Genomic DNA, 12,195 nt, shown 5'->3' on the forward strand with positions numbered 1-12,195 from the left:
CGAACGCCACGGCATCTGCCGTGGCGTTCGCGTATGGAGCGGTGACAACCGTTTTCCTATCTAAACTAATAATAAAATGAGTCAAATCGGAGGTTATATGAATGAAGTGCTACTGGCGATGGTGGCCGGCTTTATAGTTGGTTTGTTGTTTTCTTTCCTCAAATTGCCGATCCCGGCGCCTCCCGTTTTGTCCGGGGTAATGGGGATCGTCGGGGTCTATCTGGGGGGATTGGCCTACTCCTGGATCCTGACCCGTTTCTTTTCGTAAGGCTTTTTTAGACCTGGATTTGCCAGATGTGAGGTACCTCTGAAATTGGTAAATCCGGCTTGCAAACAGGGGGTATCTCGGCTGAAATAGGCGTTGCCAGCAGGGTGCTGGCAATGACTAATACTCGATGAAATCGGGTGTTGGCGGTCAAATGGAATTGATTGGGAAGTCGGGTCAGATGTTGTCGGCCTTTCTCAAGTCTTCATGGAACCAAGTCCGCACTTTTGTAAGAAAGTGACAGGGCTCTTGCCTTATTTACAGTCGCAGTGCCTGCAGGGTGTTTTGAATAGCATCCCGATAGTGCCGGTGCCTTCGCACTGTAATTCCATTCCCGTATAGCTGGGGATTACTGCCTGTGCATCCATCGCTGGATGGTATGGTGGTGCCCGGTTATCTGGATTAAATCGAGACTTTGGAGAACAGAATGACTGATCTGAAAGTGGCCGCTCAGCGCGCCCTGAACCTGATGGACCTGACCACCCTGAACGATGACGACACCGATCAGAAGGTGATCGACCTGTGCCATAAGGCCAAGTCACCGGCTGGCCTGACTGCCGCCGTCTGCATCTATCCCCGTTTTATTCCTATCGCTCGCAAGACCCTGCGTGAGATCGGCGCTGCCGACGTGCGCATTGCGACCGTGACCAACTTCCCGCACGGCAACGACGACATCGAGATCGCCGTGGCCGAGACCCGTGCCGCTGTCGCCTACGGTGCTGATGAAGTGGACGTGGTGTTCCCGTACCGTGCCTTCATGGCCGGCAATGAACAGATCGGTTTTGATCTGGTCAAAGCCTGTAAAGAGGCCTGTGGTGCCAAGGTGCTGCTGAAAGTGATCATCGAAACCGGCGAGCTGAAAGAAGAGGCGCTGATCCGTCGCGCTTCCGAGATCTGTATCGATGCCGGTGCCGACTTCATCAAGACCTCCACCGGCAAGGTGCCGGTCAATGCGACCCCGGAAGCGGCGCGGATCATGATGGAAGTGATCAAGGCCAAGAATCCGAAAGTCGGCTTCAAGCCAGCGGGTGGCGTGAAAGACGCAGCCGTTGCCGGTCAGTATCTGGCCATGGCCGAAGAGATCCTCGGCAACGACTGGGTATCTGCCCGTACCTTCCGCTTTGGTGCATCCAGCCTGCTGGCCAGTCTGCTGGCCACTCTGGGGCATGGCGACAAGCCGGCCAACACCAGCGGTTACTAATAGGTTGATGAGAGGGCGGACTGCTGTCCGCCCTGTTAGCCCCCACCATGCTGTGTGCGGGCAAGGATTCAGGCTTGTGTAACGCCAGTAATGGCGGAGGGAATGAAAGATGTTTTTGCCTCAAGAAATTATTCGCAAGAAGCGCAACGGTGAAGCGCTCAGTACCCAAGAAATTCAATTCTTCGTTCAGGGAATTACCAACAACACCATCGGCGAAGGGCAGATCGCCGCGCTGGCGATGGCGGTCTACTTCAAAGATATGACCATGAATGAGCGGGTAGCCCTGACCTGCGCCATGCGCGACTCCGGCATGGTATTGACCTGGGATCACCTCAATCTGGGTGGCCCGATTGTCGACAAGCACTCCACCGGTGGTGTGGGTGATGTGGTCTCTCTGATGCTTGGCCCGATGGTGGCCGCCTGCGGCGGTTTCGTGCCGATGATCTCCGGCCGTGGCTTGGGCCACACCGGCGGTACCCTCGACAAGCTGGATGCCATTCCCGGCTACCAGACCTCGGTCGACAACGATCGTTTCCTGAAAGTGGTGAAAGAGGCGGGTGTCGCCATCATCGGCCAGACCGGCGATCTCGCTCCGGCTGACAAGCGTATCTATGCAGTACGGGACATCACTGCCACCGTCGAATCTGTCGCCATGATCACCGGCTCTATCCTCTCCAAGAAGCTCGCCTCCGGGCTCGAAGCGCTGGTGATGGATGTGAAAGTGGGCTCCGGCGCCTTTATGCCGACCTTCGAAGCCTCCGAAGAGCTGGCCAAGAGCATTGTGGCCGTGGCCAACGGTGCTGGTTGCCGCACCTCTGCGCTCTTGACCGATATGAACCAGGTGCTGGCCTCCAGCGCCGGTAACTCGGTGGAAGTGCGTGAAGCTGTGCGCTACCTGACCGGTGAATACCGCAACCCGCGGATCCACGAAGTGACCATGGCGCTGTGCGCCGAGATGCTGATCTCCGCCGGTCTTGCCAGCGACGAGCGCGATGCCCGCACCAAGCTGCAGGCGGTGCTGGATAATGGCAAGGCGGCCGAGATCTTCGGTCGCATGGTGACAGGTCTCGGTGGCCCGGCCGATTTTATGGAGCGTTACGACGCTTACCTGCCCAAAGCCGCCATCGTGCGCCCGGTCTTCGCGGCCAACAGCGGCTTCGTGACCGCCATGGATACCCGCGAGCTGGGTCTGGCCGTGGTCGCCATGGGCGGTGGTCGCCGCGCTGCCGGTGACAAACTTGATTATGCGGTCGGTCTGACCGACTTTATCCGCCTGGGTCAAAGCGTTGATGCTGACAAGCCGATCGCGATGATCCACGCTCAGACTGAAGAGCAATATGCTCAGGCTGCCAGCATGGTGCAGGCGGCTGTCCGGATTGGTGGCGAGCGGCCGGAGGCACTGCCTGAAGTGTACCGCCGTATCACCCTGGCCGATTTGTAACAAGGGGAAGACCCATGAAACGTACCTTTATTCTGATGATGGACTCTTTCGGTATTGGCGCTGCTGCCGACGCCGACAAGTTCGGAGATGTGGGCGCCAACACCCTTGGCCATATCGCCAAGGCGTGTGCGGCAGGTGAAATTGAAGGCCGCGGTGCCCTCAATCTGCCCAACCTCAACAAGCTGGGTCTGGGCCACGCCTGCGAGCAGGCCTCCGGCTACTTCCCGGAAGGGCTGAAGAAAGATATCGAAGTGGTCGGTGCCTATGGCTTTGCTCAGGAGCTCTCCTCCGGCAAGGACACCCCGTCCGGTCACTGGGAGATCGCCGGTGTGCCTGTGCTATTCGAGTGGGGCTACTTCAAGGATCACCACAATAGCTTCCCGCAGGAGCTGCTGGACGCCATCGTCGAGAAGGCCGGTCTGCCGGGTTATCTGGGCAACTGCCACGCCTCCGGTACCCAAGTGCTGGATGATCTGGGCGAAGAGCATATGCGCACCGGCAAGCCGATCCTCTACACCTCTGCCGACTCCGTGTTCCAGATTGCCTGCCATGAAGAGACCTATGGCCTCGAGAAGCTCTATGAGCTGTGCCACATCGTGCGCGAGTTGCTGGAGCCCTACAACATCGGCCGCGTGATTGCGCGTCCGTTCGTAGGTACTGGCAAGGGCAACTTCAAGCGCACCGGCAACCGTCACGACTACTCAGTGCTGCCGCCGGCGCCGACCGTGCTGGATTACATGAAAGATGCGGGCGGTCAGGTGGTCTCCATCGGCAAGATTGCCGACATCTATGCCCAGCAGGGCATCACCAAGCAGGTGAAAGGGACCGGTCTGACCGAGCTGTGGGATCGCACGCTGGAAGAGGTGAAAGCGGCCGGTGACAACACCATCGTCTTCACCAACTTTGTGGACTTCGACTCCTCCTACGGCCACCGCCGTGACGTTGCCGGTTATGCCGGTGCGCTGGAGTATTTCGATTCCCGCCTGCCGGAGCTGTTTGATCTGCTGCAAGATGGCGACGTGGTGGTGCTGACTGCCGACCACGGCTGTGACCCGACCTGGGATGGGACCGACCACACCCGCGAATACATTCCGGTGCTGTTCTTCGGCAAGCCGGTCAAGGCCGGCTCCGTCGGTCGTCGCGAGACCTTTGCCGATATCGGCCAGAGCATCGCGGCTTACCACGGCCTGCCGAAACTGGCGTACGGTACCAGCTTCCTGTAATTTACCCGCCCGCCACTTCGGCGGCGGGCAATTTATAAAACAATAAAACTCAACCTAGTGTGAAGGAATCAAGAGAATGGCAACTCCTCATATCAATGCGAAAGATGGCGCCTTTGCTGATACCGTGCTGATGCCGGGCGACCCCCTGCGCGCCAAGTACATCGCTGAAACTTTCCTGGAGAACGTCGAGCAGATCTGCGACGTGCGCAACATGTTCGGCTTTACCGGTACCTACAAGGGCCGTCGTATCTCCGTCATGGGCCACGGCATGGGTATCCCCTCTTGCTCCATCTACGCCAAAGAGCTGATCACCGATTACGGTGTGAAGACTCTGATCCGTGTGGGCTCCTGTGGCGCTGTGCGTGAAGACGTGAAACTGCGTGACGTGGTGATCGGTATGGGTGCCTGCACCGACTCCAAAGTAAACCGTCTGCGCTTCAAAGATCACGACTTCGCTGCCATCGCCGACTTCGACCTGGTTGCCAATGCTGTACAGGCCGCCAAGAACAAGGGCGTTGCCGTGCGCGTCGGTAACATCTTCTCCGCCGACCTGTTCTACACCCCGGACCCTTCCATGTTCGACGTCATGGAAAAGTACGGCATCCTGGGTGTTGAGATGGAAGCCGCCGGTATCTACGGCGTGGCCGCAGAGTACGGTGCCAAGGCGCTGACCATCTGCACCGTCTCCGACCATATCCGTACCGGTGAGCAGACCACCTCTGAAGAGCGTCAGCTGACCTTCAACGACATGATCGAAATTGCGCTGGATTCCGTCCTGCTGGGCGACAAGTAATTCCCTTGCGAATAAGAAACGGCGGCCTTCTGGCCGCCGTTTTTGTATCTGCTCACTGGTCGTGTCATCAGTTTTCCGGAGGTGGCGCGGGGGGCGTACTCTTTTTCTTGTGCTTGCGCACCCGCATGTAGTTGCGGCGCACGCCGTAGGAGATGAGCACCCCGGCCAGCAGGGCGACCAGCAGCATCAGCCGCTGTTTCTCCTGCACCACCTTGAGCCGGGTGTCCTTGTCTGCCAGCATCTGCTGCTCTTCCAGGGTGATGCGCAGGAAGCCGATGGTCTGCTCGCCATCCCGGATCTCCTGTACGAACTGGATCCGCCCCTTGCCCTGCTCCGGCAGTGACTTGTTATCGCTGCCGATGGGCAGCAGGCTCTCCAGCGGCACCGCCTGCTCAGACTGGGCGAGGGGAATGCCGCGTCCGTCGTAGAGGGTAGCATCGAGGATCTCCGGCTCCGCCGCCAGATCCCGCGCCAGCCGCTCCAGCTCGCTGTTCTTCTCCTCCTTGAGCCAACGTTTCATGTCTCGGGCGGCATAGGCGACCAGCGCCTGCGCCCGGTTGCGCGCTTCGCTGTGCAGCGAGGCCTGGCTTTCACCTTGCATATGAATAAGCACACCGAGCACCCAGCATCCGAGCAGGATACCGGCACCCAGGCTGAGAACACGTTTGATGGGAAGATGACGCTGCAAGCGTGAGACCTCATGGTAATAAGGAGTGGCGGGATCTTGGCGCTTGCCTGTACAAAAAGCAATACGCTACTCTGGGCCAGCATTGTTAACCCCCTGATCACCAAGGAAGGCTTATCCCTTATGTTGTTGTCCCGGCTCCCTCCTCTGTTATCCGATTGGCCCGCGTTGTTGTCCGGCTCACCCTGTTGGCAGCTCAGCGCAGATGCGTTGCAACCGACAGAGACCCCGCAGGCTGGCGGCTGGTTGGTGCTGTTTGGCAAGGGGCTGGGTGCCCCCCATCTGGCGTGTCTGTCACCTTTGTTGGCTGCACAGGAGTTGGCGGCCACCCTCTATCCTCCCACCGAGGTGGCGGGCGTGCCGTTGCTGCTGCTTGGCTGCGATCGCTTCTCTTCCGAGCTGGTGGCCGAGCTCAAGAGCGGTGAGTGGGAGATCGATCTCTGCCATCTGCCCGCGCTACCGACCCTGAACGAGCCCGGCCTGCTGGTGATGGACATGGACTCTACCGCGATCCGCATCGAGTGCATCGACGAGATTGCCCGGCTTGCCGGGGTCGGCGATCAGGTGGCGGCGGTAACAGCTGCTGCCATGCAGGGCAAGCTGGAGTTTTCCGACAGCCTGCGCAATCGGGTGGCCCTTCTGGCAGGGGCGCCGGTCACCATTCTCGACGAGGTGGCGGCATGGATGCCCTGGATGCCGGGCTTGCAGCTGATGGTCGATACCCTCAAAGGGGCGGGTTGGAAGGTGGCCATCGCCTCCGGCGGTTTTACCCGTTTTGCTGGCCAGTTGCAGCGCGATCTGGGGCTCGACGCCATCTTCGCCAACGAGCTGGCGGTGGAAGGGGAGCAACTGAGCGGCAAGGTGAGCGGGCGCATTGTTGATGCCAGCGTCAAGGCCGAGGTGTTGCAGCAGCTTGCTCAGGAGTACGGCATTGCTGCCGCCCAGACCGTGGCCATCGGCGATGGTGCCAACGATCTCAAGATGATGGGGGCCGCGGGTCTTGGCATTGCCATTCACGCCAAACCACTGGTGCGGGCGCAGGCGGCGGCCACCCTCAATCATCACGATCTGGAGGGGGTGGTCTGCCTGCTGGCGGCGCGGGCCTGCAGCGAGCAACGCTGGGACAAGCGCTGACAGTGTTTCAAGGAGGAAACCAATAAAAATGGAATTGTTGCAGCAGTCTCTGTTTATCCCCTGTGGTGGCCATCAATTGCATGTGCGCCACATCAAACCCCGGGTCGCCGTGCATGGCGAGCCGATCCTGATGGTGCATGGCGCCATCGAGAATGGGCGGATCTTCTATACCGAATCGGGCAAGGGGTTGGCCTGCTTTCTGGCCCGCCACGGTTATCAGGTCTATGTGGCTGATTTGCGGGGGCGGGGGCTTAGCACTCCAGCCATCGCCGAGCAGGCGGAGCACGGTCAGCATGAGCTGATCACCGAGGATCTGCCCGCCCTGCACCGCTGGATTGCCGAGCGCCATCATGGCTTCAAGGTGCACTGGGTGGCCCACTCCTGGGGCGGTGTCATCATGGCCTCGACCCTGGTGCGCTTTCCTGAGCTGGCGGATCAGGTGGCCAGTCTGCTGTTTTTTGGCACCAAGCGCGGCGTGTCGGTGCACAATCCCGAGCGCTGGCTGAAGGTGGATCTGATCTGGAATCGGCTGGCCCCCTGGCTGGCTCGCCGCCGTGGTTTTCTGGCGGCTCGCAATCTGAAGATCGGTGCTGACGACGAGCCGCTGCGCTATCTGCAGGAGACCATCCCCTGGGTCAAGTGCGGCCCCTGGCAGGATCCTCACGACGGTTTTGCCTATGACGAGGCGGCGGCACGGGTCAACTGGCCACCGCTCTGGATGATCTCGGCCAAAGCGGACAAGGTGCTGGGTCACCCGACCGATGTGCGCCGCTTCAGCGACGAGATGGGTTCGGCAACTCGTCACACCCGATTGGGGCGGGACAACGGCAACCGCCTCGATTATGACCACATCAATATGCTGACCGCCCCGCAGGCGCAGGAGGATCACTTCCCCCAGATCCTCGACTGGCTGCTCAACCCGCAGGCGGCATGACAAAAAACAGGGCGCCTCGAGCGCCCTGTTTCATTTTTGTCTGTTTCCGGATCATCAGTTCAGCGGCGGCGTGATGCCAAAGCGGAACAGGGTGGCCTGGGTGGTATCGGTCAGTTCGCCCACCCCCACCACGCTCCAGAGCTCCTCTTCCAGCTTGCGTGCCTTGTGGATGGCGAACTTGGCGATGTAGTCCAGCTCGTTGGCGATGAAGTTGGTGTCGGGCCGTCCGGTGCGGGAGATGCCGACCAGCACCGAGTAGAACTCCCCCTGTTGCTGCGCCAGCTCGATGAACTGACGCTTCTCTTTGAGGTTGGCAAAGCTGCTGGCCAGCCGGCTGCTGAAGATGGGCAGGCCGGCCTTGGTCTGGATGCTGGCGATATAGACCTCGTCTTCTCTCGGTTTGTCCTCCCGCTCGATGGCGCGCAGCGGGTTCATCAGCAGCTCCTTGAGCAGCTCCCCCTGAAACAGCGGATAGAGGTTCTCCTGCTCCGGCAGCTCGGCACAGGCTTGCAGCAGCCGCTGCAGACTGCGCGGTTGCAGCGACTTGCCGATAGAGGCCGGTTTGGGCGCGCCTTTCAGCTTGTTGACGTAGACCGGTGAGTTGAACAGGTGGTGGGTATAGATGTTGCGCAGTGCCCGCGCCAGCCCGCGATAGCGGCGCTGCTCCTGCGCCGCCTTGAGCTTGTTCTGGTTGCTCTCGATCAGTAGGCTGAAGAATTGGCGGCCGGTATGGCGATCCGAATCCCCTTCGATGCATAGGTGCAGCACGGTGCGGGTCATGTTGAGGCTGACCAGCCGGTAGGAGAGGCGCTGCAGATCCATGCTCTTGGAGAGCTCCTGCAAGCGGGGCAGGGCGATGGTCACCACATCGTTCTTCTCGCCGATAAAGGCATCTTCCAGCTCGATTTGCAGGCCGTGAGTCGAGATGTCGCGAGTCCAGCCGATCCAGGATTTGCCGTTGTGATGGATGGCAACCGCGGTCTTGTGGATGTAGCGCGACTCCTTGCGCAACTGAACATAGTGCAGGGTCTCGATCTCGAACGGGGCAACCCCCTGCTCGTGACCAAAGCGTTGCAGCTCGTTGGCGTTGTTGCTGATCCCCTCCTGATGGAACTCTTCCCGCTGGGACTCCAGGCCGATCTCCTGCAGCAGGCCGCAATAGCCGATCTGCTTGAGCCGCTCGAGCAGCAGGATGTCTTGTAACTGCGGGTTGTCCTGCCCCTGCAGTTGCCCCACATCCGCCTCGATCAGAACGCATGCCTCCAGCGTGAACTTGTAGACACGCCAGCTGGGCCGGCGTGAGCCCACCTGGAAGAAGAGGGCGGTGAGGCCACTTTGGCGCAGTTCCTCGGCGGTGGCGGAGAAGAAGTAGATGTGGCTGCGCACCGTGTGGGTAAAGCAGTAGATGATGGTCTCGGTGGTGGTGCCGGGGGCCGGGCAGAGCCGTTTCATCCGCTCTGCGCTGAAAAGCCCCGCGAGGGCATCGCGGTTTTTCTCATCGCGCCAATACTCCAGCAGGTGCTGGTTGTTTTCCGTACGCAGGGCTATCTCGAGATTAGGGCTGTCGCCTGTGCCGAAGAAGAGCGGCATACCGGTCATCCGTGGCAGGTAGAACTGCTCATACCCCTTGATGATGGCGGCGGAGAGCAGATAGTCGACGCTGACCCGATAGCGGATCTTGTTGGCATCGATAAAGTCGCTGAGGAAGGCATCAAAGGCTGGCTGTTCGCCGGAGCGCACCAGCCGCAGCCAATATTTTCCCTCTTTGCTCTCTTCGCCGAGGATCTGATAGCCGACCGGCTGGTGCAGCACCGGATTGGGGGTGTCCCGCTCCAGTCCGGTAAAGAAGACCTCCACTTGGGCACCGGTGTGATAGCTCGGCAGATAGGGGACCGAGACCCGCATGCCACCCAGCGAGAGATCGGAACTCTTGGCGAACAGCTTCTCACCATCCTGAAACTTGATCAGCACCGGCGAGCTGAAGTGCATCCGCTCCTGACGGCGGCCGTAGTAGCTGGCAAAGGCAATGGTGTTGACATCATATTGCCGGAAGGGGCTGGCCGGGGGAGACAGCTGACCATCCACACGGGCGTTGTGGTGCTGCTTTTGCCACTGTTGCAGCGCCTCGTAGACACCGAGGGTATAGATATCGCGGTAGAGATAGCACTGGGACTGGAACAGGGCAATCGCATCGGCGGGCATGAAGTGAGTGATGCCGTCGAACTCATGCACCAGGCACTCATCCTCCAGCTCATCGCGCATGTCGATGACCCTGCGGCAGGGGGAGCACTTGCGCTTGAGCTCCATCTTGATCAGAAAACGGCTGTTGCTGTTTTCCTCCTGAGTCATGCGGTTGAAGATCTCCTCGAAATCTTTCTCCCGCAGCAAGGGGACGAGTTGTTCAATCAGATGTTGCTGGTGTTCTGAATCCATTTGTTCCTGCCACGGAAAGTCACTTTTCCGATTCTGGGTTTGATCTGTCGGTCGCAAACAAGTATATCAAGCAGGAATTCATCCTGTCCCCGAGTTATCAATGGCCAAAAATAAAACTGCTTATGTTTGTTCCGAATGTGGTGCCGACTTCACACGCTGGCAAGGTCAATGCAGCGAGTGCAAGGAGTGGAATACCATTACCGAGGTGCGCCTTGGCTCGGTGAGCTCCGCTGGCAAGAGTGCCCGTTACACCGGTTATGCCGGCGCGGTCGGCAGTCAGGTACAGACACTGGCAGAGATCGCCACTACCGAAATTCCCCGTTTTACCTCAGGTTTCAAGGAGTTGGATCGGGTGCTTGGTGGCGGTGTGGTGCCCGGATCGGCCATTCTGATCGGCGGCAACCCGGGGGCGGGCAAGTCGACCCTGTTGCTGCAGACCATGTGTGGTCTCGCAGAGCGGATGAAAACCCTCTATGTCACCGGCGAGGAGTCGCTCCAGCAAGTCGCGATGCGGGCCAACCGCCTTGGGCTGCCCACCGACAAGCTGCGGATGCTTTCCGAGACCAGCGTCGAGCAGATCTGCCTGATTGCCCAGCAGGAGCAGCCGCAGATCATGGTGATCGACTCCATTCAGGTGATGCATGTGGCGGATGTGCAATCGTCCCCCGGTTCTGTCTCACAGGTGCGCGAAGCGGCAGCGCTGTTGACCCGCTACGCCAAGCAGAATCATGTAGCCATCTTCATGGTGGGCCATGTGACCAAGGATGGCAGTCTTGCGGGTCCCAAGGTGCTGGAGCACTGCATCGACTGCTCTGTGCTGCTAGATGGCGGTCATGACTCCCGTTTTCGTACCCTGCGCTCTCACAAGAACCGCTTCGGTGCGGTCAACGAGCTGGGGGTCTTTGCCATGACCGAACAGGGGATGCGCGAGGTGAGCAACCCCTCCGCTATCTTCCTCAGCCGGGGGCAGGAGCAGGCGCCCGGTTCCATCGTCATGGTGATCTGGGAGGGCACTCGGCCGCTGCTGGTGGAGTTGCAGGCGCTGGTGGATTACTCCCAGCTCTCCAACCCGCGCAGGGTAGCGGTGGGGATGGATCACAACCGGCTCGCCATGTTGCTGGCGGTGCTGCACCGTCACGGCGGGCTGCAGATGGCGGATCAGGATGTCTTCATCAACGTGGTCGGCGGGGTCAAGGTCGAGGAGACCAGCGCGGATCTGGCGCTGCTGCTGGCGATGGTCTCCAGCTTCCGGGATCAGGCGCTGCCCAAGGATCTGGTGGTGTTCGGCGAAGTGGGTCTTTCCGGTGAAATTCGCCCGGTGCCGTCCGGCCAGGAGCGGCTGCAGGAGGCGGCCAAGCACGGTTTCCGCCGTGCCATCGTGCCGCACGCCAATGCCCCCAAGCATCCCATCGAAGGGATGGAAGTGGTGCCGGTCAAGAAGCTGTCTGAGGCACTCGAGGCGCTGTAATCCCTCAGCATTGTAATCGATACAACAGCACAACGGAAAAAGAGCGCCTCGGCGCTAATGCCGATCAGTTAAGGATCCATTGACCGATCCTTCTGTTGTGTGAAAATCCGAAACCTGTTGATTGGTTTCGGATTTTTTATGCGTATCGACCAGGCTCTCGATTTCCTGCATGCCAGTAATGCTGCTCAGTTTGAGTCACTCTCAGACCTCATTCCTCCCGAGCTCATCACAACGCTGCTCGCCGAAGAGGATGTCGTGACCCTGCGCCGTCGCCGTATGCCCATGGAGCGCCTGGTCTGGGCCATCATCGGCATGGCTATCTTCCGCCACGTCCCCATGACCCAGCTGGTCAATCAGCTCGATATCCTGTTGCCCGGCGACCGCCCCTTCGTTGCCCCCAGCGCCTTCCTGCAAGCTCGCCAAAAACTGGGGGACAAGAGCATTGAGCGGCTGTTTCACGAGACCGCCTCTCTCTGGCACCAGCAGGCCAATCATCCCGGTTGGGCCGGGCTGCAACTGCTCGCCGTTGATGGCGTGATGTGGCGCACCCCCGATACCCCGGACAATGCCGCCGCCTTTGCCAAGCCCGGTACCCAGCATGGGGAGACCGCCTATCCG

The 12,195-nt window shown here is 59.9% G+C and carries 11 protein-coding genes; 9 read left to right on the forward strand and 2 right to left on the reverse strand.

Annotated features, from left to right (window positions below):
• Window positions 1–97: 97 nt before the first annotated feature.
• The 5 genes from ACB040_RS07990 (at window position 98) to deoD (ending at window position 4,923) form a co-directional block, all read left to right on the forward strand.
• Window positions 98–268 carry a XapX domain-containing protein gene (locus tag ACB040_RS07990; protein WP_005340467.1) on the forward strand — a complete coding sequence of 57 codons (171 nt, stop codon included), beginning with the start codon at window positions 98–100 and terminating at the stop codon, window positions 266–268.
• Between the two features lie 424 nt (window positions 269–692).
• Window positions 693–1,466, forward strand: coding sequence for a deoxyribose-phosphate aldolase (gene deoC / locus ACB040_RS07995; RefSeq protein WP_005341328.1), 774 nt, complete (start codon window positions 693–695; stop codon window positions 1,464–1,466).
• 109 nt (window positions 1,467–1,575) lie between these two features.
• A complete protein-coding gene (deoA, locus tag ACB040_RS08000; protein ID WP_371154081.1) occupies window positions 1,576–2,907 on the forward strand; it encodes a thymidine phosphorylase in 1,332 nt (443 codons plus the stop codon).
• Window positions 2,908–2,921: 14 nt separating this feature from the next.
• Window positions 2,922–4,130 carry a phosphopentomutase gene (locus ACB040_RS08005; protein ID WP_371154083.1) on the forward strand — a complete coding sequence of 403 codons (1,209 nt, stop codon included), beginning with the start codon at window positions 2,922–2,924 and terminating at the stop codon, window positions 4,128–4,130.
• Window positions 4,131–4,206: 76 nt separating this feature from the next.
• The gene (gene deoD / locus ACB040_RS08010) at window positions 4,207–4,923 is read left to right on the forward strand and encodes a purine-nucleoside phosphorylase (protein ID WP_005340471.1); all 717 of its coding nucleotides are present in this window, start codon (window positions 4,207–4,209) and stop codon (window positions 4,921–4,923) included.
• 67 nt (window positions 4,924–4,990) lie between these two features.
• Here the strand turns inward: deoD and ACB040_RS08015 are convergent, their stop codons facing one another.
• A complete protein-coding gene (locus ACB040_RS08015; RefSeq protein WP_338772560.1) occupies window positions 4,991–5,611 on the reverse strand; it encodes an AhpA/YtjB family protein in 621 nt (206 codons plus the stop codon).
• A gap of 120 nt (window positions 5,612–5,731) precedes the next feature.
• On the opposite strand from ACB040_RS08015, the gene serB reads away from it, so the two are divergent.
• Window positions 5,732–6,742, forward strand: a complete 1,011-nt coding sequence (serB, locus tag ACB040_RS08020) for a phosphoserine phosphatase SerB (protein ID WP_338772558.1) — start codon at window positions 5,732–5,734, stop codon at window positions 6,740–6,742.
• A 28-nt stretch (window positions 6,743–6,770) separates the two neighbouring features.
• Window positions 6,771–7,676, forward strand: coding sequence for an alpha/beta fold hydrolase (locus ACB040_RS08025; RefSeq protein WP_236296397.1), 906 nt, complete (start codon window positions 6,771–6,773; stop codon window positions 7,674–7,676).
• 54 nt (window positions 7,677–7,730) lie between these two features.
• Here ACB040_RS08025 and ACB040_RS08030 read toward each other — a convergent pair whose 3' ends face one another.
• The gene (locus ACB040_RS08030) at window positions 7,731–10,109 is read right to left on the reverse strand and encodes a PilZ domain-containing protein (protein WP_371154087.1); all 2,379 of its coding nucleotides are present in this window, start codon (window positions 10,107–10,109) and stop codon (window positions 7,731–7,733) included.
• A 100-nt stretch (window positions 10,110–10,209) separates the two neighbouring features.
• On the opposite strand from ACB040_RS08030, the gene radA reads away from it, so the two are divergent.
• Window positions 10,210–11,577 (forward strand): DNA repair protein RadA, encoded by a 1,368-nt coding sequence (gene radA / locus ACB040_RS08035; protein ID WP_371154089.1) that lies wholly within the window; start codon window positions 10,210–10,212, stop codon window positions 11,575–11,577.
• 138 nt (window positions 11,578–11,715) lie between these two features.
• The coding region (locus ACB040_RS08040; RefSeq protein WP_371154091.1) for a transposase domain-containing protein at window positions 11,716–12,195 on the forward strand (480 nt) is incomplete at its 3' end.

Source organism: Aeromonas sp. S11(2024), assembly GCF_041402345.1.
GTDB classification, from domain to species: Bacteria; Pseudomonadota; Gammaproteobacteria; order Enterobacterales; family Aeromonadaceae; genus Aeromonas; species Aeromonas veronii.